22 protein-coding genes and 1 tRNA gene are annotated in these 21,001 nt (G+C 68.0%); 5 read left to right on the top strand and 18 right to left on the bottom strand.

Annotated features, from left to right (window positions below):
• Positions 1-64 precede the first annotated feature (64 nt).
• The 3 genes from ACVCMG_RS08770 to rplM form a co-directional block, all read right to left on the bottom strand.
• Positions 65-139: transfer RNA gene (locus ACVCMG_RS08770), tRNA-Gln, on the bottom strand.
• Between the two features lie 13 nt (positions 140-152).
• Entirely contained in the window at positions 153-545 is a 393-nt protein-coding gene (gene rpsI, locus ACVCMG_RS08775) for a 30S ribosomal protein S9 (RefSeq protein WP_136258847.1), read from the bottom strand.
• A gap of 10 nt (positions 546-555) precedes the next feature.
• Entirely contained in the window at positions 556-984 is a 429-nt protein-coding gene (rplM, locus tag ACVCMG_RS08780) for a 50S ribosomal protein L13 (RefSeq protein ID WP_136258848.1), read from the bottom strand.
• 194 nt (positions 985-1,178) lie between these two features.
• On the opposite strand from rplM, the gene coq7 reads away from it, so the two are divergent.
• The gene (gene coq7 / locus ACVCMG_RS08785; RefSeq protein WP_395121133.1) at positions 1,179-1,820 is read left to right on the top strand and encodes a 2-polyprenyl-3-methyl-6-methoxy-1,4-benzoquinone monooxygenase; all 642 of its coding nucleotides are present in this window, start codon (positions 1,179-1,181) and stop codon (positions 1,818-1,820) included.
• A gap of 7 nt (positions 1,821-1,827) precedes the next feature.
• Here coq7 and ACVCMG_RS08790 read toward each other — a convergent pair whose 3' ends face one another.
• The 4 genes from ACVCMG_RS08790 to ACVCMG_RS08805 all read right to left on the bottom strand — a co-directional run bounded on the left by ACVCMG_RS08790 (position 1,828) and on the right by ACVCMG_RS08805 (position 5,221).
• Positions 1,828-3,144: an ABC transporter permease gene (locus ACVCMG_RS08790; protein WP_447113891.1), complete on the bottom strand. Its 1,317-nt coding sequence runs from the start codon at positions 3,142-3,144 to the stop codon at positions 1,828-1,830.
• Positions 3,141-4,091, bottom strand: coding sequence for an ABC transporter ATP-binding protein (locus tag ACVCMG_RS08795; RefSeq protein WP_395121131.1), 951 nt, complete (start codon positions 4,089-4,091; stop codon positions 3,141-3,143). The genes ACVCMG_RS08790 and ACVCMG_RS08795 overlap by 4 nt, the downstream gene beginning before the upstream one ends.
• 119 nt (positions 4,092-4,210) lie before the next feature.
• Positions 4,211-4,837, bottom strand: coding sequence for a trimeric intracellular cation channel family protein (locus ACVCMG_RS08800; RefSeq protein ID WP_447113892.1), 627 nt, complete (start codon positions 4,835-4,837; stop codon positions 4,211-4,213).
• Positions 4,838-4,894: 57 nt separating this feature from the next.
• Entirely contained in the window at positions 4,895-5,221 is a 327-nt protein-coding gene (locus tag ACVCMG_RS08805; protein WP_395121128.1) for a hypothetical protein, read from the bottom strand.
• Between the two features lie 115 nt (positions 5,222-5,336).
• Between ACVCMG_RS08805 and ACVCMG_RS08810 the strand changes: the two genes are divergently transcribed.
• Together ACVCMG_RS08810 and ACVCMG_RS08815 are read left to right on the top strand one after the other, a co-directional pair.
• Positions 5,337-5,918 carry an RNA polymerase sigma factor gene (locus tag ACVCMG_RS08810; RefSeq protein WP_395121126.1) on the top strand — a complete coding sequence of 194 codons (582 nt, stop codon included), beginning with the start codon at positions 5,337-5,339 and terminating at the stop codon, positions 5,916-5,918.
• Positions 5,915-6,379, top strand: a complete 465-nt coding sequence (locus tag ACVCMG_RS08815) for a hypothetical protein (RefSeq protein WP_447113893.1) — start codon at positions 5,915-5,917, stop codon at positions 6,377-6,379. The genes ACVCMG_RS08810 and ACVCMG_RS08815 overlap by 4 nt, the downstream gene beginning before the upstream one ends.
• Positions 6,380-6,475: 96 nt before the next feature.
• Here ACVCMG_RS08815 and dapB read toward each other — a convergent pair whose 3' ends face one another.
• The 3 genes from dapB to aceF all read right to left on the bottom strand — a co-directional run bounded on the left by dapB (position 6,476) and on the right by aceF (position 10,642).
• Positions 6,476-7,276 carry a 4-hydroxy-tetrahydrodipicolinate reductase gene (gene dapB, locus ACVCMG_RS08820; RefSeq protein ID WP_447097440.1) on the bottom strand — a complete coding sequence of 267 codons (801 nt, stop codon included), beginning with the start codon at positions 7,274-7,276 and terminating at the stop codon, positions 6,476-6,478.
• Between the two features lie 103 nt (positions 7,277-7,379).
• A complete protein-coding gene (gene lpdA, locus ACVCMG_RS08825) occupies positions 7,380-9,278 on the bottom strand; it encodes a dihydrolipoyl dehydrogenase (RefSeq protein ID WP_447113894.1) in 1,899 nt (632 codons plus the stop codon).
• Positions 9,279-9,292: 14 nt separating this feature from the next.
• Positions 9,293-10,642 (bottom strand): dihydrolipoyllysine-residue acetyltransferase, encoded by a 1,350-nt coding sequence (gene aceF / locus ACVCMG_RS08830; protein WP_447113895.1) that lies wholly within the window; start codon positions 10,640-10,642, stop codon positions 9,293-9,295.
• Positions 10,643-10,874: 232 nt separating this feature from the next.
• Here aceF and ACVCMG_RS08835 point away from each other — a divergent pair, with 232 nt between their 5' ends.
• Both ACVCMG_RS08835 and ACVCMG_RS08840 read left to right on the top strand, forming a co-directional pair.
• Entirely contained in the window at positions 10,875-11,759 is an 885-nt protein-coding gene (locus ACVCMG_RS08835) for an ABC transporter ATP-binding protein (protein ID WP_395121118.1), read from the top strand.
• 23 nt (positions 11,760-11,782) lie between these two features.
• Positions 11,783-15,367, top strand: a complete 3,585-nt coding sequence (locus tag ACVCMG_RS08840) for an ABC transporter permease/M1 family aminopeptidase (protein ID WP_447113896.1) — start codon at positions 11,783-11,785, stop codon at positions 15,365-15,367.
• A 9-nt stretch (positions 15,368-15,376) separates the two neighbouring features.
• Here ACVCMG_RS08840 and ACVCMG_RS08845 read toward each other — a convergent pair whose 3' ends face one another.
• The 8 genes from ACVCMG_RS08845 to ACVCMG_RS08880 form a co-directional block, all read right to left on the bottom strand.
• Positions 15,377-16,219, bottom strand: a complete 843-nt coding sequence (locus ACVCMG_RS08845) for a mechanosensitive ion channel family protein (RefSeq protein WP_395121114.1) — start codon at positions 16,217-16,219, stop codon at positions 15,377-15,379.
• 75 nt (positions 16,220-16,294) lie between these two features.
• The gene (locus ACVCMG_RS08850) at positions 16,295-16,597 is read right to left on the bottom strand and encodes a hypothetical protein (RefSeq protein WP_395121112.1); all 303 of its coding nucleotides are present in this window, start codon (positions 16,595-16,597) and stop codon (positions 16,295-16,297) included.
• 46 nt (positions 16,598-16,643) lie between these two features.
• Complete coding sequence (locus ACVCMG_RS08855) at positions 16,644-17,219, bottom strand: DUF924 family protein (RefSeq protein WP_447113897.1); 576 nt, start codon at positions 17,217-17,219, stop codon at positions 16,644-16,646.
• A 79-nt stretch (positions 17,220-17,298) separates the two neighbouring features.
• Positions 17,299-18,084, bottom strand: coding sequence for a DUF2884 family protein (locus ACVCMG_RS08860; protein WP_447105423.1), 786 nt, complete (start codon positions 18,082-18,084; stop codon positions 17,299-17,301).
• A gap of 120 nt (positions 18,085-18,204) precedes the next feature.
• Positions 18,205-19,083: an energy transducer TonB gene (locus ACVCMG_RS08865; protein ID WP_447113898.1), complete on the bottom strand. Its 879-nt coding sequence runs from the start codon at positions 19,081-19,083 to the stop codon at positions 18,205-18,207.
• Between the two features lie 74 nt (positions 19,084-19,157).
• Positions 19,158-19,709 (bottom strand): hypothetical protein, encoded by a 552-nt coding sequence (locus tag ACVCMG_RS08870; RefSeq protein WP_395121105.1) that lies wholly within the window; start codon positions 19,707-19,709, stop codon positions 19,158-19,160.
• Complete coding sequence (locus tag ACVCMG_RS08875) at positions 19,709-20,239, bottom strand: peroxiredoxin (protein WP_447113899.1); 531 nt, start codon at positions 20,237-20,239, stop codon at positions 19,709-19,711. The genes ACVCMG_RS08870 and ACVCMG_RS08875 overlap by 1 nt, the downstream gene beginning before the upstream one ends.
• A 105-nt stretch (positions 20,240-20,344) precedes the next feature.
• The gene (locus ACVCMG_RS08880) at positions 20,345-20,803 is read right to left on the bottom strand and encodes a hypothetical protein (protein WP_395121102.1); all 459 of its coding nucleotides are present in this window, start codon (positions 20,801-20,803) and stop codon (positions 20,345-20,347) included.
• Positions 20,804-21,001: the final 198 nt, after the last annotated feature.

The raw sequence follows: 21,001 nt of genomic DNA on the forward strand, positions 1-21,001 counted from the left end.
ATCGCTGCCACAACCGGCCGCGCCAACGAAAAAGCCCGCCGGAAGGCGGGCTTTCGATCGGATTTGGCAGCCCCGGATGGATTCGAACCACCGAATGCCTGAGTCAGAGTCAGGTGCCTTACCGCTTGGCGACGGGGCTGTAGAGCTTCAGTTTAGCGCTTGGAGAACTGGGTCGCACGACGGGCCTTGTGCAGGCCGATCTTCTTGCGCTCGACCTCGCGGGCGTCGCGGGTCACGAAACCGGCCTTGCGCAGCGGCGACTTCAGGCTTTCGTCGTACTCGACCAGCGCGCGGGCGATGCCCAGGCGGATCGCGCCGGCCTGGCCGGTGATGCCGCCACCGGCGACCGTCACCTTGATGTCGAACTTGCCGGTGCTCTCGGTCAGCTCCAGCGGCTGGCGCACGATCATGCAGGAGGTCTCGCGACCGAAGAACTGCTCGAGCGACTTGCCGTTGACTTCGATGGCGCCGCTGCCCTTGCGCAGGAACACGCGGGCGGCGGAGGTCTTGCGGCGGCCAGTGCCGTAATTCTGCTGGGTCGTCATGCTCATTTCCTTAGATCTCCAGCGCCTGCGGCTGCTGTGCGGTATGCGGATGTTCGGCGCCGCCGTACACCTTGAGCTTGCGGTACATCTCGCGGCCCAGCGGGTTCTTCGGCAGCATGCCCTTGACGGCGATCTCGATCACGCGCTCCGGGTGGGTCGCCAGCAGGTCCTTCAGGCTCATGGTCTTCAGGTTGCCGACGTAGCCGGTGAAGCGGTGGTACATCTTGTCGTCCAGCTTGGCGCCGGTGACATGCACCTTCTGGGCATTGACCACGACGATATAATCGCCGGTGTCGCAATGCGGGGTGTATTCCGGCTTGTGCTTGCCGCGCAGACGACGGGCGATCTCGGTCGACAGGCGACCGAGCGTCTTGTCCGTGGCATCGACCACGAACCAGTCGCGCTTGACGTTGTCGGCATTGGCGCTGAACGTTTTCATTTCAAATACCTGTCGACCGCCGGGAGGCGGTACCCATGATGGGAAGCATGCTTCGGTGGAACAAAGGCGCAAGATGATAGCGGAGCTGTCATCCAGGGCGCAAGCCCACCGGCCGGCGAGCTGTGAGTCGGCAATGATAGCATGAACGCCGGCGGGCTTGAGAAGTCCCGCCCCTGCCCGCCGCCTGGAAGACCATGAGCATCCGTCACCTGAGCCGCCTCGATCGCCTGCTGATGGCCGGCGAACGCGCCCTGGAAGCGATCGCGGGCACGCCGCCCGCCACACGCCCCTCGCCCGCCGCCGGCATCGCCGAGTCGGACCTGGACGAGACCGAGCGCCGCCACGCCGCCGGCCTGATGCGGGTCAACCACACCGGCGAGGTCTGCGCCCAGGCGCTCTACGTGGGCCAGGCCGCGCTGGCGCGCGACGCCGACAACCGCGAACACCTGCTGCACGCCGCGAGCGAGGAGACCGACCACCTGGCCTGGTGCGCCGAACGCCTGCAGCAACTGCACAGCCGCCCCAGCCTGCTCAATCCCCTGTGGTACGCCGGCAGCTATGCCATCGGTGCCGCCGCCGCACTGGCCGGCGACCCGCTCAGCCTCGGTTTCGTGGTGGAAACCGAACGTCAGGTGGAAACCCACCTGGCCGAACACCTGGAAAAGCTGCCGCCGCAGGATGCGCGCTCGCGCGCGGTGCTGACCACCATGCAGGCCGACGAGATCCGCCACGCCGAAGCCGCGCAGCAGCGTGGCGGCATCGAGCTGCCATTTCCCCTGCCGCAGTTGATGCACGTGAGCTCGATGCTGATGAAGACCGTCGCCTACCGCATCTGAACCCGCATCACGCCCTGATCCAGCGCCACAGCTCGCCCCACGACGGCTTCTTGCCGTACATCAGGATGCCGGTGCGGTAGATCCGCGCGGCCAGCCACACGCAGGCCAGCAGGGCGAGCACCATCAGCGTCAGCGACAACACCAGTTCCATGGGCGGCACCGAGGTCAGCGACCAGCGCACGGGCATCGTGAACGGCGCGAAGAACGGGACGTAGGACATCGTCACGCCAAGCGGACCGGTCGGGTCCTTGATCAGGGCGAACACCGCGAAGAAGCCCACGATGATGAACACGGTGACGAAGATCGCGTACTGCTGGGTCTCCTGGATCGTGTTGCACATCGCGCCGATCGCCGCGTACAGCGCGCCGTAGAGCATGAAACCCAGCGCGAAATACAGCAGGAACACCACCAGCAACCCCGGCGGCATGCTCGGGATCGGGAAGCTCTGCGCCGCATCGGCGCTCATGCCGAACATGCCGGCCAGCGGCAACCGCTGGCTGCTGAGCACCAGCGCGGTGCCGCCCCAGATCCCCATCTGCGCCAGCCCGGCCAGGCCCACGCCGAGCACCTTGCCCAGCAGCATCTGGAACGGGGTCAGCGACGAGGTCAGCACCTCCATGATGCGCGAGGTCTTTTCCTCGATCACCGAGGTCATCGTCTGCTGGCCGTAGATCAGGATCGCGATGTACAGGATGAAGCCCATGAAGTACGCGATCAGGTACGACTCGGTGCCGCTCTGGCCGGTCTGCTTGCCGTCGGTGACCTTGGTGGTGTCCATGTCGGCCGGCTTCATCGCCTGCTTGAGCAGGGCCGTGTCCACGCCGGACTTGGCCAGGCGCACGCCGGTCAGCGCATTCGACACCACGCGCTGCAACTTGCTCATGGCTTCCAGCGAGCCCACGTTGCCGCCGTAGTAGGCGAGCTTGCCGGTAGCCAGGGTTTCGTCAGTGAGCACCATCACGCCGTTCCAGCCATTCTTTTTCTTGCTGCTGGAAAAGCCGGTCTCGGCGATCAGCCCGTCGCGCACCCTGGCAAGCTCGTCGCCGGTGGCGGGAAACACCTGCACGGTGTAGCGCGACTTGGCGTCGGCGCCCTTGCCGATTTTTTCGGACTCGAGCGCCTGGCTGACGCGCTGGCCGAGATTCGTGGTGGAGGCATCCACCAGCGCCACGCGGCTGGTGCGGTCGCCGCCGCTCATCATCAGCACGGGCAACAACACCATCGCCACCATGAACACCGGCAGCAGCACGGTGGAAATCACGAACGCCTTGGTGCGCACGCGTTCGACGAACTCGCGGCGGACAACGGCAATGATCTTCTTCATGCGGCGACTCCGGCGTGGGCGGTGGCGGCTTCGGCGCCGACCTTGGCGATGAAAATGGCATGCAGCGACGGCTCGACCACCTCGAACCGGCGCAGGCCGACGCCTTCGCGCACCAGCGCCGCGAGCAGTTGTTCGGGGTCGGCGCCATCGGCCATCTGCAGCTCGGCGGAGGCACCGTAATCGTCCACGCGGGCGATCAGCGCGCGATCGGCCAGGATGTTCGCGGCGCGCGCCTTGTCGTGGGTGAAGCCCAGCGCCACGTGGCGCCCGCCGAAATCCTCCTTGACCTGCGCCACCGTGCCGTTCACCACCATCTCGCCGCGCGCGATGATCGCGATGCGGTCGCACATGCGCTCGGCCTGCTCCATCACGTGGGTGGAGAACAGCACGGTGCGGCCCTCCGCGGCGATCGCCACCACGATGTCCTTCATCACCTGCGCATTGACCGGGTCGAGGCCGGAGAACGGTTCGTCGAGGATCACCAGCTCGGGCTCGTGCAGCAGCGCGCCGGCGAACTGCACCTTCTGCTGCATGCCCTTGGACAGGTCCTCGACCTTCTTCTGCGCCCAGTCGCTGACGCCGAGCCGCTCCAGCCAGGCCTGCGCGCGCTTGCGCGCGTCGGCGCGGCCGATGCCCTTGGTCTCGCCCAGGAAGATCAGGTGGTCGAGCACCTTCATCTTCTTGTACAGCCCGCGCTCTTCCGGCAGATAGCCGATGCGCTGGGACAGCGCGCGGCTGTTGTGCGGCGAGTCGAACAGCACGATCCTGCCTTCGTCCGGCTCCAGGATGCCCATGATCAGGCGGATCGTGGTGGACTTGCCGGCGCCGTTGGGGCCAAGCAGCCCGAAGATGCCGCCGCCGGGGATTTCCATGGACAGGCGGTTCACCGCCGTGTGCCCGGAAAAACGCTTGGTGACGGACTCGATGCGCACGCTCGCTGCAGTCATGTAGCAGTTCCCTGGAATGACGGGCTCCCCGCCCGAATCCGGAAAACTAGCATGCGATGCCAACCGGGCAAAGGTGACCAATGGCAGTGCGTGCCGCGCACGGGAGGAAGAGCGGCACGTCAGTGCGGCTTGCTGCGTCCGAAGCGCGGCAGGTTCCAGTGCAGGTGCAGCGACAGGAAGCGCAGGCCGAAGCACACCAGGATCGGCAGCCAGGTCGCCCACACCGCCGGCCAGTGGAGATGTTCGCCAAGCACCGTCAGTGCGGCGCCGATCAGTGCCGCCGAAGCGTAGATCTCCCGCTGCAGCACGATCGAGACGCGGGTCAGCAGCACGTCGCGCGCCATGCCGCCGCCGACCGCGGTGACGATGCCGAGCAGGATCGCGACCTCGGCGTGGTTGCCGTACGCCAGCGCCTTGTGCGCGCCATACACCGCGAACAGGCCCAGCCCCATCGCATCGAACAGCCGCACCGGATAGGTCAGCCGCTCCACCCACGGATAGGCCACGATGGTCAGCAGCGCGGCGACCACGGCGGTGAACAGGTAGCGCCAGTCCGACAGGCCGGCCGGCGGGATCGCGCCGATGCACAGGTCGCGCGCGATGCCGCCGCCGCACGCGGTAATGAAGGCGATTGCCAGGATGCCGAACAGATCGAGGTTGCCGCGCCTGGCCGCGGTCGCGCCGCTGATCGCGAACGCGAACGTGCCGGCCAGGTCCACCAGGTTGAACAGCAGTTGTTCGTTCACGCGACCGGCTCATGCGGGCATGCCGACAGCGCGGCGATGCCCGCCATTGAACCAGCTTCAGGCGAGCTTGCGCGAGATCGCGAAGAACGCCAGGTTGCCCAGGCCGGTGGCGCCGGCCAGCACGGCGACCATGCCGGGGGTGACGTCCTGCCAGCCGAACCACTGGATCAGGCCGAAGCCGAGCGCCAGCGCGACCAGCACGATGCCCCAGCGCAGCGAGGAATGGCGCCGGCGCAGCTCCTCGTCGCGCAGCACCGAGTCGACCAGGTCCGCCGAACCACCGGCGGCGACCATGCGCTGGCGCACCCGCGCGTCGACCACGACCTTGATGGCATAGGCAATGCAGACAAACAGGCTGATCGGGATCAGGGCTTCGAAATTCATGGGGTGACTCCTCGGTGGCGGATGGTGGACCTTCGTGACCTTGGATACGGGCTTTCACCGAACGGTTGCAGCAAGATCGCCGCAACCGTTTCCCGCCGGCACGTATCCATTGCCCATGGATGACATCCGCAGCAGCCCCGACCGCGAGCTGGTCGACGCCGTGCTGGCCAACCGGCCGGGCGCGTTCGAACGTCTCGTGCGCGAACACCAGGGACTGTGCTGGCACATCATCCAGCGCATGGTGCGCAACCCGGAGGACGCGCGCGAGCTGTGCCAGGACACTTTCCTGCGCGTGCACCAGTGCCTGCACCAGTACCGCGGCGAGAGCGCGCTGAAATCCTGGATCGGCCGCGTCGCGTACACCATCGCGCTGCGCCACCTGCAGCACAAGCGCATTGCGCTGGTCGAGCCCAGCGACGACAGCGACGACTACGCGCTGGTGGAAAACATCGGCGACGGCTTCGACCTGGAGGCGGCCTGCGCGGATGAGGAAACGGCGCGGCACCTGCACGCCGCGATCGAGCAGTTGCCGCCCCTGCAGCGCACGCTGCTGACCCTGTACTACCTCGAAGAGGCCACCATTCCGGAGATCGCCCGGATGACAGGACTGGCCAACGGCACCATCAAGAGCCACCTGTTCCGCTCGCGCCTGCGCCTGCGCGGTGCGCTCGAAACACGGACCGGAGTTGCAGCATGATCCAGCACATCGACGACCACATCCCGCCCTTCGACGACGCCGCGCAGGAGCGCGAATGGCTGGCGCAGGAAAACGCCATGCGGCGCGAGCGCCTGCAGCTCGACTCCACCGGCGACGATGCGCGCAGCCGACGCTACCGCCTGCTCGCGCGCACCCTGCGCGAACCGTTGCCGGACGCGCTGTCGGCAGATTTCGCGCGACAGCTGGCTGCGCGGGTCGCGGCCGGTCCCGCCGGTCGCTCGGTCGAATCCCTGCTGACGCTGGCGCTGGCGATTGCCCTGGCCGTGGCCGCGGGCGCGGTGGTGGCGATCTACGGCGGCACCTGGCTGCCCTCGTTCGCGGCGCTGCTGCCGGCCCCGCACGCCCCGGCCACGCGCTGGCTGCTGGCGCTGGGCGGCTGCCTCGGCGTGTCGTGGCTGCTGGGGCTATGGCAGCGGCAGATAGGGGAGCGGCCGAACTGAGCCGGCCACGATGCCCTTCCACCCGGCTTGCAGGAGCCTGCTGGCGAGCGATGCTCTTCGTCGCGTGACGTAAAAGCATCGCCCGCCAGCGGGCTCCTACAGATCCAGCACGGCGTCCAGCCCGCGGTGCAGGCCGAGCAGGCCGGGCGCCTTGCGAATCGCCAGCAGCGCGCCGTCCACGTAGGGCTTGGCGCTGCCGCCGGCGTTGTGGCGGATCGTCAGGGTCTGGTCCGGCAGGCCGAAGATCGCCTCGGCGCCGAGCACGAAACCGGGCAGGCGCAACGCGTGCACCTGGCTGCCGGCCAGCGTGCCGCCACGCGTCTCGCGCAGGCCGACCGTCCGCTCCAGCGGCACCTCCAGCTGCGGCTGGCGCACCTTGCCCATGCGCGTGGCCAGCTCGCGCACGGTGCCGCTGGGCGCGTCCGGCTTGCCGGCGCCGGCGTAGTCGATGAGTTCCCACTGCGGGATCAGCTTGGCCGCCATCTCGGCGAACTTGATCAGCAGCACCGCGGTCAGCGCGAAGTTGCCGCAGGCCAGCACGCCGCGCCGCCGCTCGCGCGCCAGCGCGTCGATCTGCGCGTAATCCGCGTCGGTGAGGCCCGAGGTGCCCACCACCACGTGCGCGCCCTGCTCCAGCGCAGCGAGGATGTTCGCCTTGGCGCTGTCCGGATGGGTGTACTCGACGAACACGTCGCAGGGTTGCGCCAGTGCCTCGGTGGTCGTGGCGAACACCGGCGCCGCCAGCCGCGGTTCGCCCAGCACGTCACCGAGCAGCTGCCCGGCATGGCGACGCGACACCGCGCTCAGCAGTGCCAGGTCCCCGGCCGCGGCGATGCCACGGGCGAGTTCGGAGCCGGCCCATCCCGTGGCGCCGGCGACGCATACCTTCAATGACATGGCGGCCTCGCTGCCTTGAGCGCCCGGCGCTCGCGCTACCTTCGGATCTGCCCGCGGAAAAACCCGGATCACCCCGGGCTTCCGCTTTCCGCCACCGCCCTGCCTACTTCTTCTTCGGCAGGTACAGGTCGGTGATGGTGCCTTCGTAGACTTCCGCCGCCATGCCGACCGACTCGCCCAGGGTGGGATGCGGATGGATGGTGAGCGCGATGTCGGCCGCCTCGGCACCCATCTCGATCGCCAGCGCCAGCTCGGAAATCAGGTCGCCGGCGTGCACGCCGACGATGCCGGCGCCGACGATGCGGTGGGTGTCTTCGTCGAAGATCAGCTTGGTGAAACCCTCGGTGCGGTCGATGCCGATGGCGCGGCCCGAGGCGCCCCACGGGAACTTGCCGACGCCGACCTTCAGGCCCTTTTCCTTCGCCTCGCGCTCGGTCACGCCGACCCAGGCGATTTCCGGGTCGGTGTACGCCACCGACGGGATCACCCGCGCGTCGAAGTGACTCTTCAGCCCCGCCACCGCTTCGGCCGCCACGTGCGCCTCGTGGGTGGCCTTGTGCGCCAGCATCGGCTGGCCGACCAGGTCGCCGATGGCGTAGATGTGCGGCACGTTGGTGCGCATCTGCGTGTCGACGTTGATGAAGCCGCGCTCGCTCACCGCCACGCCGGCCTTGTCCGCGCCGATCTTGTTGCCGTTCGGCGAGCGGCCCACCGCGACCAGCACGCGGTCGAACAGCGTGGTCTCGGGGATGCTGTCGCCCTCGTAGCCGACCTCGATGCCCTTCTTCGTCGCCTTGGCGCTGACCACTTTGGTCTTCAGGTGCACGCCCTTGAGCCTGCTGCCCAGCCGCTTGGCCAGCGGCCTGATCAGGTCGGCGTCGGCGCCGGGGATCAGCTGGTCCATGAACTCAACCACGGTCACCGCGCTGCCCAGCGCCGAGTACACCGTGGCCATTTCCAGGCCGATGATGCCGCCGCCGACGACCAGCAGGTTCTTCGGCACGTCCTTGAGTTCCAGCGCGCCGGTGGAATCCACCACGCGCTCGTCGTCCCACGGGAACGCCGGGAGCTTCACCGACTGCGAACCGGCAGCGATGATCGCGTGCTCGAAGCGGATCAGCTTCGTGCCTTCGGCCGTCTGGACTTCCATCTCGTGCGGCGACACGAACATGCCGGTGCCCACGAGCGTGCGCACCTTGCGCTGCTTCGCCATCGTGGCGAGGCCGCCGGTGAGCTGGCCGACCACCTTGCTCTTGAAGCCGCGCAGCTTGTCGAGGTCGATTTTCGGTGCGCCGAAGCTGACGCCGTGCGCGGCCATCGCCGCGGCCTCGTCGATCACCGCCGCGGCATGCAGCAGCGCCTTGGACGGGATGCAGCCCACGTTGAGGCAGACGCCGCCGAGCGTGCCATAGCGCTCCACCATCACGGTGTCGACGCCGAGGTCGGCGGCGCGGAACGCGGCCGAGTAGCCGCCGGGGCCGGAGCCGAGCACGACCAGCTGACACTCGATGTCGGCGGGCTTGGACGATGCCGCTGCCGCCTGCGGCGCCTTCGCTTCCTCTCTCCCCTGGAGAGAAGATTGAGGTGAGGGGCGGGTGCTCGCAGGAGGCTGGCTGCTCTTGGTCGCTTCTTCGTTGGGGCTGCCCGGCGACCCCGCACCCTCACCCCTGCCCTCGGCAATTGCTCCTTGCATTGCTCTACCTCCCGCATCCTTGCGGTCGTCTCCCGAAGCGGGAGAGGGGGACGGCGAGACGGCTGCGCCGTCGGTTTCCAATACGGCGATCACCGCACCCTCGGAAACCTCGTCGCCCACCTTGAGCTTCAGCTCCCTGATCACGCCGGCGGCGCTGGAAGGAATCTCCATGGTCGCCTTGTCCGACTCCAGCGTGATCAGGCTCTGTTCCGTCGCCACCGTGTCGCCGACTTTCACCAGCACTTCGATCACCGGCACGCTGTCGTGGCCGCCGATGTCGGGAACCTTGATCTCGATCGTGTTCGCCATGGTCATCGCCCCCGTCAGAGCAGCAGCCGGCGGATGTCGCCGAGCTGATTGGCGAGGAAGCTGGCGAAGCGCGCGGCGAGCGCGCCGTCGATCACCCGATGGTCGTACGACAGCGACAGCGGCAGGATCAGCCGCGGCGCGAATTCCTTGCCGTTCCACACCGGCTTGGTCACCGACTTGGAGACGCCGAGGATGGCCACTTCCGGCGCGTTGACGATCGGCGTGAAGTAGGTACCGCCGATGCCGCCGAGCGAGCTTATCGAGAAGCAGCCGCCGGACATCTCGGCCGGGCCGAGCTTCTTGTCGCGCGCCTTCTTCGAGATCTCGGCCAGGTCGCGGGCCAGGTCGAGCAGGCCCTTCTTGTCGCAATCGCGGATCACCGGCACCACCAGGCCGTCGGGCGTGTCCACCGCGATGCCGATGTGGAAATACTTCTTCAGGATCAGCTTCTCGCCCGAGTCGTCGAGCGAGGCGTTGAATTGCGGGAACGCCTTCAGCGCGGCCACCACCGCCTTGATCTGGAACACCAGCGGGCTGATCTTGAGGTCCTTGTTCTCGGCGCCGAGCTGCTTGCGGAACGCCTCCATCTCGGTGATGTCGGCGTCCTCGTGCTGGGTGACGTGCGGGATCATCGCCCAGTTGCGCGCCAGGTTCGCGCCGGAGATCTTCTGGATGCGCGACAGCGGCTTCTCCTCGATCGCGCCGAACTTGGCGAAGTCGACCTTCGGCCACGGCAGCAGGCTGAGGCCGCCGACCGCAGCGCTGGCCCCGCCCGACGGCCGCGCGCCGGAGGCCAGCGCATGCTTGACATAGCCGCTGACATCGTCGCGCTGGATGCGCCCACCACGGCCGCTGCCCTTGACCTGGCGGATGTCCACGCCCAGCTCGCGCGCGAAGGCGCGCACGGCGGGACTGGCATACGGCGCGTCGCCGGGCATCACGATGCTGGCATCCATCGGCGGGCGCGCCTGCGGCGACACGTCGCCTTCGGGCGCGTGGCCCGGCTGGGCGGCCGGGGCGGCGACGGGGGCGGGCTTCGGTTCGGCGGGGGCCGGGGCAGGCGCGGGCGCCGCCGGCGCCGGCGCTGCGGCGGCGGGCTTGGCGGCAGGCGCTTCGGCGGCTGCGCCGTCGGCTTCGATGAGGGCGATCACCGCACCCTCGGAAACCTCGTCGCCCACCTTGAGCTTCATCTCCTTGATGGTGCCGGCGAACGGCGCGGGCACTTCCATCGTGGCCTTGTCCGATTCAAGCGTGACCAGGCTCTGGTCCTTCTCGACCCTGTCGCCGGCCTTGACCAGTACTTCGATGACGGGCACGCCGTCGTGGCCGATGTCGGGGACGCGGGCTTCTTTGAGGTCGGCCATGATGACTCCTGCAAGGCTTTTGGTGCGGCGCTCGGGGATGGCGCGGCGCCAGTCAAGACGTCAATCATAACCAAGGCGCGCGCGGTGCGCCCGGGCGGCGCCATGCCGGGCCATACCAACGGCACCTTCCATTCGCAGGCGTATGCATTACCTTGAGCGGGCGCGGCGTTCGCGTTCGTGCCCTACCCTGATGCCATGACAAGCCGCAGCACGCGGCACAGGAACCTTCTCGATGCTGATCCTGCGTGACCTTTCCAAGACCTATGCCAATGGCGTCCGGGCGCTGCGCGGCGTGTCGCTGGACATCCCGGCCGGCATGTTCGGCCTGCTCGGTCCCAACGGCGCGGGCAAGTCCTCGCTGATGCGCACCATCGCCACGCTGCAGGACCCGGACGAAGGCACCATCACGCTGGACGGCATGGACCTGCTCGCCGACAAGCAGGCCACCCGCCGCCTGCTTGGCTATCTGCCGCAGGAGTTCGGCGTGTATCCGAAAGTCTCGGCCGAGGCCATGCTGGAGCACTTCGCCGTGCTCAAGGGCGTCACCGTGAAGGGCGAGCGGCGCGAGCTGGTCGAGGCGCTGCTGCGCCAGGTCAACCTGTGGGACGTGCGCAAGCGCAAGCTCGGCACCTACTCCGGCGGCATGCGCCAGCGCTTCGGCATTGCCCAGGCGCTGATCGGCGAACCGCGCCTGATCATCGTCGACGAGCCCACCGCGGGCCTCGATCCGGAAGAACGCAACCGCTTCCTCAACCTGCTCGCCGAGCTGGGCGAGCGGATGGTGGTGATCCTGTCCACCCACATCGTGGAGGACGTCACCGACCTGTGTTCGCGCATGGCGATCATCGGCCAGGGCCAGGTGCTGCTGACCGGCGAACCGTACGAGGCGATCCGTGCGCTGGAGGGCAGGGTCTGGCGGCGCAGCATCGACAAGGCCGAGCTGGACGGCTACCGCGCGCGCATGAACATCCTCTCCACGCGCCTCGCCGCGGGGCGCACCCTGCTGCACGTGCTCGCCGACGAGCGGCCCGAAGCGGGCTTCGAACCGGTGGCGCCGGACCTGGAAGACGTCTACTTCGGCCGCCTGCGCGCGCAGGCCACCGCGCGCGCCGCCTGACGTCGCCCATCGGGAAGGAAGCCATGTTGCTCGAAATCCTCCGCTTCGAATGGCGCCAGCAGCTCAGGGCGCCGCTGTTCTGGGTCATCCTCGCCGCCGCCGTGGGCATCGCCTTCGCACTGGCCAGCACCGATGCCATCGTGGTGGCCGGCGCCACCGGCAACGTGACGCGCAACGCGCCACTGGTGATCGCGCGCCTGCTCGACGTGATGACGGTGTTCAGCATCCTGCTGGTGGTGGTGTTCATCGCCGCCGCCGCCACGCGCGATTTCGAGCAGAACACGGCGGAGCTGCTGTTCGCCACGCCGATGAGCCGCAAGGCATTCCTCGGCGGGCGCTTCCTGGCCGGCTACCTGGTGCTGGTGGCGATCCTCGCCGCCTGCGCGCTGGCCATTGCGCTGGGCGGCGCGATGCCGTGGGTGGACGCCGCGCGCATGGGCGCGCCCGACTGGCGCGGCTACGCCTGGGGCTTCGGCGTGCTGGTGCTGCCCAATCTGCTGTTCATCGCCGCGTTGCTGTTCCTGCTGGCCACGGTCACGCGCTCGCTGCTGGCCAGCTACATCGGCGTGATCGCCTACTTCGTGCTGCAAGGCATCGTCGGCGCACTCAGCCGCGACCTCGACAACCGCTGGCTCGCGGCGATGCTCGATCCCTTCGGCGGGCGCACCGTTGGCCTGGTCACCCGCTACTGGACGGCCGAGCAGACCAACCACCTGCTGCCCGCGCTGGATGGCGTGCTGCTGTTCAACCGCCTGCTGTGGCTGGCGGTGTCGGCGCTGCTGCTGGTGGCCGCGTTCGCGCTGTTCCGCACCGACCGCGAAGGCCTGAAGCTGCCGCGGCGCAAGAAACGCGCGGAGCCGCCGATGCTGCGCCCGCAGGCCGGCAGCAGCGCGCTCGCGTTGCCGAAAGTTTCCATCGGCAACGACCGTCGCGCACGACTGGCGCAGCTGCGTGCACAGTTCGTGTTCGACACGCTGGGCGTGCTGCGCGGCGCCGCGTTCCTGGTGTTGCTGCTGCTGGCGCTGGCGGTGATGTTCGTCTCGCTGTCGACGGCCGGCCTGGTCTACGGCACGCCGGTATGGCCGGTCACCCACCAGGTGCTCGCCACCATCAACGGCAGTTTCAGCCTGTCGCTGATGATCGTGGTGATCTTCTACGCCGGCGAACTGATGTGGCGCGAACGCACGCACGGCATGGCCGGAGTGAGCGACGCCTTCCCCGCGCCCGACTGGGTGGCGATGCTGGCGAAGCTCGGCGCGCTGCTTGCGGTGATCGTCTTGATGCTTCTTGCCGGCGCCCTGGTCGGCATGGGCTGGCAACTCGCCCACGGCTACACGCATATCGAACCGTGGCTGTATCTGCGCATGCTGGGGTTGTACGCGATCCCGTTCGTGCTGGTGGCGGCGCTGGCGCTGTTCCTGCAGGTGGTCTGCAACCACAAGTTCGCCGCGTATCTGCTCAGCATCCTGTGGCTGGTCAGCTCACTGGCTTTCAGCCTGCTGCATTGGGAAGACAACCTCTACAACTACGGCAGCGCGCCCAGCGTGCCGTACTCGGACATGAACGGCTTCGGCCATTTCATCGTCGGCGCGCTGTGGTTCAACGCGTACTGGGGCTGCCTGGCGCTGGCCCTGCTGGTGCTCGCCGCGCTGCTGTGGGTGCGCGGCACCGGTGCCGGCTGGCGCGGCCGCCTGCGCGAGGCGCGCGCGCGGGCGAACCCGGCGCTGGCCGCGGTGCTGACGTTGTCGCTGCTCGGCTTCGCCGGGCTGGGCGGCTTCATCTACTACAACACCCACGTGCTCAACACCTACACCAGCAGCACGGAGCAGAAACGCGAACAGGCCGACTACGAAAAGCGCTATGCGGAATACGCCACGATGCCGCAGCCGCGCATCACGGCAGTCAAGGCCGACGTGGACATCTACCCCTACCAGCGCAAGCTGCTCATCCGCGGGCACTACACCCTCACCAACAAGCTCGCGGTACCGGTGACCGAGCTGTTCGTGAACCATGCCGACGGCTTCGCGCCCACGACGCTGGACTTCGCGCCGCACGACACGGTGAAGCAGGACAAGCGCCTCAATGTGACCATCTACCGGCTCAGGACGCCGCTGGCGCCGGGCGCGTCGATGTCCTTCGACTTCACCCTCGACTACGCACCCAGGGGCTTCACCAACGACTCGGGCGAAACCTTCCTGGTGCACAACGGCACCTTCTTCAACAACCAGACGCTGCCCCAGTTCGGCTACCAGAGTCGGTTCCAGCTCACCGACCGCAATGACCGCAGGAAGTACGGCCTCAGGCTCGACGTGCCGCGCATGCCGCCGCTGGGCGACCAGGCCGCGCGCGCCAACACCTACATCAGCCACGACGCCGACTGGATCAGCTTCGACACCACGGTGTCGACGGCCGCCGACCAGATCGCGCTGGCGCCGGGCACGCTGCAGAAGGAGTGGGTGCAGGGCGATCGCCGCTACTTCCATTACGTGATGCAGCAGCCGATGCTGAACTTTTTCGCCTATCTTTCCGCGCGCTATGCCGTGAAGAGCGAAGATGTCGGCGGGGTGAAGGTGTCGGTCTATCACGACCCCGCGCATGCCTTCAACGTGGACCGCATGCTGGAGAGCGCGCGCGATTCGCTTGCCTACTACGACAGCCACTACACGCCGTACCAGTTCAAGCAGCTGCGCATCCTGGAGTTCCCGGGCTACATGGCGTTCGCGCAGAGTTTCGCCAACACCATTCCGTTCTCCGAATCCATCGGATTCATCGCCGACCTGCGCGACAAGAGCCGCATCGACTACGTCTATGACGTCACCGCGCACGAGATCGCGCACCAGTGGTGGGCGCACCGGGTGATCGGCGCCGACATGCAGGGCTCGACCATGCTCAGCGAATCGCTGTCGCAGTACAGCTCGCTGATGGTGCTCAAGCACAAGTACGGCGCCGACCACATGCGCAAGTTCCTCAAGTACGAGCTGGACATGTACCTCACCGGACGCGCCACGGAGAAGGTGGCCGAGGAGCCGCTGGCCAAGGTGGAGAACCAGCCCTACATCCACTACCGCAAGGGCTCGCTGATCTTCTACGCGCTGCAGGACTACGTGGGTGAGGACAGGCTCGACGCCTTCCTCAAGCAGTTCCTCGTCGACTACGGCTTCCAGCAGCCGCCCTACGTGACCTCGAAGATCTTCGTCGACGCGCTGGGCAAGTACCTCGGCCCGACGTGGCAGCCGATGCTGGGCGACTTCTTCTGGAAGATCACCCTGTTCGACAACCGCATGACCGACGCCACCGCGAAGAAACTGCCCGACGGCAAGTACGAGGTGACCATGAAGCTGCACGCCGGCAAGATCCACGTCGACGGCAAGGGCAAGGAAACCCGCGGGAAGATCGACTTCCCGATCGAGGTCGGCGTGTTCGCCGCGCCCGCAGGCGCCGGCATCGAAGGCAAGCCGCTGTACCTGGAGAAACGGATGGTCGGTGACGGCGACAGCACCGTCACCGTCACCGTCGACGGCAAGCCCGCGGTGGCCGGCATCGACCCGTACAACAAGCTGATCGACAAGGTCTCCAGTGACAACCGGCGTGCGGTGACGCTGCAGTAGCGTCCGCGCTCAGTCCCGCGCGGACGCCGCCGCATCGCCCATCAGCCGGACATCCAGCGGCGCGGTCGGGATGCTGATCTGGCCGGCGTCGATCTGCCGCTTGATCGCACGCAGCAGGTCGGTTTGCGTGTTCCAGCCGTCGGCGCTCGAGGTCCAGCCGCGCACCACCAGGTTCACCGTCTGGCCGGCCAGGCTGTCGATCCACACGCCCGGCGCGGGGTCCTTCAGGACGCGCGCGTCCGCTTCGAGCAGGCGCACGATCCCTGCCATCACCTGGTCGGTATCGTCGCGATGGCCGATGCCGAGCTTGAGTTCGAAACGCCGCGTGCCGCGCCGGTTGAAATTGACGATGACGTCGCTGCCGATCTTCGCGTTCGGCAAGGTGGCCTCGCGGTTGTCCGGCAACAGAACAAGGGTATGCATCAGGTTGATGCTCTGCACCGTGCCTTCGGTGCCACCGGCACTGACGTAGTCACCGACGCGGAACGGCCGGAACACCACCAGCAGCACGCCCCACGCGAGGTTGCTCAGCGAGCCCTGCAGGGCCAGGCCGATCGCCAGCCCGCCGGCGCCGAGCGCCGCCACCAGCGGTGCCGAGGGCACGCCGGCCTTGGTCAGCGCCATCACGATCAGCACCGCCACCAGCACGCCGTAGATCAGGTTGCGCAGGAAACCGGCCAGCGTGACGTCGACCGCGGCGCGCTGCAGCGCGCGCTGGCTGAAATTGGCCAGCCGCGCCGCCAGCCAGATCCCGACCAGCAGGATCACCAGTGCCACCAGCAGGTTCAGCCCGGCCTGGATGACGCCCTCGGAAAGCGTGCTGCCCAGCAGTTGCTCCAGAAAATCGTGCATGACATCGACTCGTTGCGACAAGGCCGCGACAGCCTAGCAAATCGGCCATCAGGGAAACGCTTGCGACTCGTCGCGTCAGAGTTTGCGGTCGTCGATGTCGACCACGCGGCCATCCACGATCGTGACCACGGTGATGTGACCCTCGCGCCGATAGCGCCAGCGCTCGCCGCCGTCGGTGCGCTCCAGCACTTGCACGCGCCGGCGCGAGTGTCGCGCGCGATGCGGATGCACTTTCGAGGAGGGCTTGCCCAGCAGCTCGACCACCCGCTCCTGGCTGTCGCCAGCCACCAGCACCTGGCTGCCGACGCGCAAGGTGCTGGACGCCTGCGCGGCCGTGCCGAGGGCGAACCCGAGGACAACGATGAGAATCTTGCGCATGACCTGCTCCCTGGTCGGTGATGGAGGTTGTGCTCGCGCAGATCGGTCAGAAGCCTGCGCCCGGTTGCGCCAGATACTCCCGTTCCGCGGCCGTGCTGTCGCGGCCCAGCACGGCATTGCGATGCGGAAAGCGGCCGAAGCGCGCGATCACCTCGCGATGGCGCCGAGCATAGTCCAGGAATTCGGCAAAGCGGGCACGCTCCGCAACGGGCGCCTGCGCGTGCAGCGCCTCGAACAAGGTCACCGCGCGCTGCTGCAAGCCCATGTCCTCGGCGTGCTCCAGTGGCAGGTAGGCGAACACCCGCTGCAGCGGCGGCAGTGCCTGATCGAAACCGCCGGCCAGGCCCGACAAGGCAATGCGCTGCGCCTTGACGTCGGCCGCCCAGGCCCGCGCATCGCCGCGATGGAGATTGCGCGGAAACTGGTCGAGCAGGATCAGCAGCGCCAGCCAGTCAGCGGGGTTGCTGGCCCACGCATCGAGGCGCCCCTGCGCGGCGTCGTCGGCCGCTACGGCAAAGCGTCGACGGATCTGCTCGTCGAACGCGGCATCCTTCGCAAACCAGTGCGCGGCATGCGCCAGGTCGAACCAGAAATCAAGAACGTCCCGCGGTTGCACGGCCATGCGCACCTCGCCCGAAGCCTGCGATGAAGGACGTCCATCTTCACGTGGCGACACGCGACGGGCAAGCCGGCGCGGCGATTCAATCCGCCGGCGCCGCCGCCGATGCGCCGGAGGTCGCGTCCACATGCAGCAGGTTCAACGGCTGGCCGTGCGCGTCGTGCAAGCCTTGCTGCAACCGCGCCAGGCGCTGGATCGACGGACACAGCGCCTCGATCTGCGGACGCAGCGCCTGCATGCGTTGCTGCAGGCGCGGCTGCAAGGTGGTGACCAATGAACCGGCGCGATCGCGCAGGTCTGCCGCACTCTGCAGGTCGCCGGCCAGCGCCGCGTCGATCGCCTGCTGGCCGAGGTCGCCGGCGACCAGCGGCATCAGGTCGGCGCTGACCTGGTTGGCATACTGCTGGATCAGGTCGCCTTGCCAGTCGTGCGTGCTCTGGCTGCGCGCGATGCGCTGCTTCAGTTCGCTCGCGTGCGCGGCCAGCCGGCGGTCGAACTCGACCCGGGTCGCCGCCGCCAAGCCCAGCCCGGCCACTTCCTCGCGCAACGCCTGCGCCGCCATGTCCACGCCGCTCTGCGCCACCTGGCGGACCCGCGGCGCCAGCGCCTGCAGGTCGCGCTGGAACACGCTCAGCCGATCCTGCTGCGGCGGCGTCAACACCACCGCCACACCGTCCGTGCGCAGGCTGCCGTCGTGCAGCTCCACCCGCGTCGGCGCCGGCGTGGAGCGATCGAACAGCACGCCTTGCGGCTGCAGGGTCACGTCATAGCTGCTGCTGGCGTGGCAGGTCGCCGCCAGGTCCTGCGCCTGCACGGGCATCGCCGCCAGCACGGCGGCAGCGATCACTGCTGAAAACAGGACGCGCATCGGCAATCTTCCTTAAACGACAACCTGCATGGATACCGAGCCACCCGCCAACCCGTGCTGAACGGAATACCGCGCCGCTCAGGCGCCTTCGCCAGCACGCCTCGCACGCCGCGCAACGGGTCAGCTGCCACCGAGCGGTGCAAGCAGGTGCAATGACATGTCGGCGAGCAGCGACCCATCCTCGGGCGTGGCATCCGGGCTCCCCGCGAGACGGCGCTTGTCGGCCCAGTCCGGCTCCTGCAGCGGGCCCGGGACGTAGGGCTGCCATTGGCCGTAATCCGCTTTCCGCGCAACTTTCGGCGCATGGAATCCATGGAGGGCGAAATCCACGGGGACGCGGGCCAGCCAATAAGGTTCGGCGGCATCCGGGCCCGTCGTGGGGACATGGAATGTGTAGCGTCGCAGGGCACGCAAGGCAGCATCCGCCAGCTTTTTCCGCCATGTCGCCATGTCCCTCTCGCTGGCACGAATGCGGAGATTCACCTGCTCCGCCGCCGCGTCGATGACCTTGCCGTCGCGGCCCACTTTCAGCAGCGCATACACCGTGCCGGATACGCCGGCGCTCGCCGCATCGGAAGGGTACGCGACCGACAACCGATGCTTGTACGTGAAGTCGTCCGCCGCGGCCTCGTGCCTGCCTTCGTCGTTCAAATGCCCGAACCAGCTGCTGGCCACGGCAAGGGCGTAGCCGCCATGACCCACCGGCTTCGCCACGACGCGCAGCCCCATCGGTGCCTTGGCTCCGACCGCCTTGCCGTCACGCGTCACCGGTTCGAACCTCCACGCCGGGACGGCCCTGGCAAGCAAGTCCTTCACCACCGGTGGCAGCTTGTCCGGGTGATCGACCGTGTATGTCACGACACTGCCGTCCGGCGCGACTTCGATCGTGCCGGTGACCAGCATGCTCGCCTGCACGCGGTCGCGCAGGTCGTCGCGCCCGTTCGCAAAGGCCACGCCAGCCAACATCATGCAGCACAAGACAAGCATCCAGCGCTTCATTGTTTCTCCCCCTGGCTGTCGGGCAGCCTGTTTCGCCCGAAGATGCTTCCGTGGCTTTTGCGCAGCGGGACTTCTCAGCGCCGCGCGTGAAACTGCATGCGCACCGCCGGCGTGCCTAGCCGCCAGCTCAGCCACAGCAGCACCGGCACGGCGAGGCCTTTCAGCACCAGCGCCAGCAGGTAGCTGCGGCGCGCGTGCAGCACGGCTTGTTGCAGGGCGGCCTGGTCGTGCAGTTGGCCCAGGGCATCGCGGCTGGCCTGCAGCAGCTGCGGCCATTGCGCCAGCATGGCGCCGCCGCTGGCCAGCATCCACAGCGCCAGCACCGCGGCGGCCACGCGCATCGCCGGGCGCGCCCAGGCCTGGCGCAGGATGCAGCCGGCGCACAGCACGATCAGCGTGAAAGCGGCCAGCAGGTAGGCGATATCCCAGGCCAGCAGCCGGTGCAGCGTGCGCAGGGCGGCGCTGTCGGCGGCGTAGGCGTGGCGCTGGCTCCACAGCAGTTGCGCGTGGCTGAGATACTGCACGCAACCGAACGCCGCCAGCAGCAGCAACAGCCACACCAGCACACGCCACAGCATGAACCGGCGACCGCGCGACAGCGGCTCCGCGCGCATCGCCACCGGCATCAGGATGCCGCCTTCAGCGTGGCCAGGTCGGCCAGCACCTGGGCGGAGTTCTTCTCCGGGTCGACGTCGGTGTAGACCTTGGCGATGTGGCCCTGCGGATCGATCAGGAAGGTGGTGCGCCTGGCGTAGTGCATGCCCATGCGCGAGGTAAGCACGCCGTAGGCGGTGGCGACCGTGCGCTCGGCGTCGGACAGCAGCGGGAATGGCACGTGGTATTTCTCGGCGAACTCGGCGTGGGACTTGACGTCATCCAGGCTCACGCCGACCACGTCGGCACCGGCCTGGCGCAGCCTGGCGATGTCGTCGCGGAAAGTGCATACCTCGGTGGTGCAGCCGGGGGTGAAATCCTTGGGATAGAAGTACAGCACCAGCCAGTGGCCGTGGTAGTCGGCCGGGCTGCGCCAATGGCCGGCCTGGTCCTGCAGGCGAAACGCCGGGGCGGCCTGGCCGACCTGCGGGCCGGCGGCAAACACCGGAGCCGCGAATGCGCACAACAGCGACAGGATGACGAGGCGGGCGAGGCGGCGCATGGCGGTTTCTCCACGACGAAAAACGGGGCGACCTGCGCAGTGTAGCGCCGCTGAAAAGACGAAGGCGCCCGACGGGCGCCCTCGCGGCTTTCCTGGCGGAAACGATCAGGGACGACTGATGGTGAACTTGCCCACCGAGACGCCCAGGTTGACGCCCTCGCCGGTACCGGCCAGCGCCAGCGAGACGGTGCCCTTGGTCAGCACCTGCGCCTGCGAGCTCTTCACCACGCCGGCCTCGGCGCCGGCCTGGGCGTAGTCGCCAAAGACATCGGCGATGCCATGCACGTTGCTGATCTCGCCCTTGCCGTTGTTGATGCGGTACTTGCCCGCGGTGAGACCGCCGCCGACCACGGTGATCTTGACGTTGGCGTGCTGGCCGTTGTCACAGGTGACGCTGCCGGTGCCTTCGGCGTGCTTGTACAGCAACGACCAGCCGGACAGGTTGTAGACCATGTCGCATTTCACGCTGGCGTCGGCGGCATGGGCGTTGCCGGCCGGCAGCACGGTCATCGCGCCGGCGCAGGCCAGCACCAGGGCGGCCATTCCAAAGGTGGACTTGATCATGGACTTTGCTCCTTGTAATGCAGGGATGGAAGGCGGCACCGAACTCTGGCCACGGCGGCCGCCCGCTCGTTGCGCTGCGGCAACGACGTGCGAATCGTGTGCATCGCGGCGTGACAATCGCGTGCAGGCTCATGAACCATCGTTCATCTGCAGGCGCACCGCGGCGTGACGGTTGCCTCGCGGCGTGCGCTCGCCGTA

Source organism: Rhodanobacter sp. UC4451_H18, assembly GCF_052978225.1.

Bases quoted from the DNA above. Each gene is read 5' to 3' on its own strand.
- ACVCMG_RS08790 (WP_447113891.1), bottom strand. From the start codon at position 3,144: ATGAAGAAGATCATTGCCGTTGTCCGCCGCGAGTTCGTCGAACGCGTG.
- ACVCMG_RS08865 (WP_447113898.1), bottom strand. From the start codon at position 19,083: ATGAAGCGCTGGATGCTTGTCTTGTGCTGCATGATGTTGGCTGGCGTG.
- ACVCMG_RS08870 (WP_395121105.1), bottom strand. From the start codon at position 19,709: ATGCCGGTGGCGATGCGCGCGGAGCCGCTGTCGCGCGGTCGCCGGTTC.
- ACVCMG_RS08795 (WP_395121131.1), bottom strand. From the start codon at position 4,091: ATGACTGCAGCGAGCGTGCGCATCGAGTCCGTCACCAAGCGTTTTTCC.
- ACVCMG_RS08835 (WP_395121118.1), top strand. From the start codon at position 10,875: ATGCTGATCCTGCGTGACCTTTCCAAGACCTATGCCAATGGCGTCCGG.
- dapB (WP_447097440.1), bottom strand. From the start codon at position 7,276: ATGTCATTGAAGGTATGCGTCGCCGGCGCCACGGGATGGGCCGGCTCC.
- ACVCMG_RS08855 (WP_447113897.1), bottom strand. From the start codon at position 17,219: ATGGCCGTGCAACCGCGGGACGTTCTTGATTTCTGGTTCGACCTGGCG.
- rplM (WP_136258848.1), bottom strand. From the start codon at position 984: ATGAAAACGTTCAGCGCCAATGCCGACAACGTCAAGCGCGACTGGTTC.
- ACVCMG_RS08860 (WP_447105423.1), bottom strand. From the start codon at position 18,084: ATGCGCGTCCTGTTTTCAGCAGTGATCGCTGCCGCCGTGCTGGCGGCG.
- ACVCMG_RS08805 (WP_395121128.1), bottom strand. From the start codon at position 5,221: ATGAATTTCGAAGCCCTGATCCCGATCAGCCTGTTTGTCTGCATTGCC.
- ACVCMG_RS08815 (WP_447113893.1), top strand. From the start codon at position 5,915: ATGATCCAGCACATCGACGACCACATCCCGCCCTTCGACGACGCCGCG.
- ACVCMG_RS08875 (WP_447113899.1), bottom strand. From the start codon at position 20,239: ATGCGCCGCCTCGCCCGCCTCGTCATCCTGTCGCTGTTGTGCGCATTC.
- ACVCMG_RS08810 (WP_395121126.1), top strand. From the start codon at position 5,337: ATGGATGACATCCGCAGCAGCCCCGACCGCGAGCTGGTCGACGCCGTG.
- ACVCMG_RS08880 (WP_395121102.1), bottom strand. From the start codon at position 20,803: ATGATCAAGTCCACCTTTGGAATGGCCGCCCTGGTGCTGGCCTGCGCC.
- rpsI (WP_136258847.1), bottom strand. From the start codon at position 545: ATGACGACCCAGCAGAATTACGGCACTGGCCGCCGCAAGACCTCCGCC.
- coq7 (WP_395121133.1), top strand. From the start codon at position 1,179: ATGAGCATCCGTCACCTGAGCCGCCTCGATCGCCTGCTGATGGCCGGC.
- ACVCMG_RS08850 (WP_395121112.1), bottom strand. From the start codon at position 16,597: ATGCGCAAGATTCTCATCGTTGTCCTCGGGTTCGCCCTCGGCACGGCC.
- aceF (WP_447113895.1), bottom strand. From the start codon at position 10,642: ATGGCCGACCTCAAAGAAGCCCGCGTCCCCGACATCGGCCACGACGGC.
- ACVCMG_RS08840 (WP_447113896.1), top strand. From the start codon at position 11,783: ATGTTGCTCGAAATCCTCCGCTTCGAATGGCGCCAGCAGCTCAGGGCG.
- ACVCMG_RS08845 (WP_395121114.1), bottom strand. From the start codon at position 16,219: ATGCACGATTTTCTGGAGCAACTGCTGGGCAGCACGCTTTCCGAGGGC.
- lpdA (WP_447113894.1), bottom strand. From the start codon at position 9,278: ATGGCGAACACGATCGAGATCAAGGTTCCCGACATCGGCGGCCACGAC.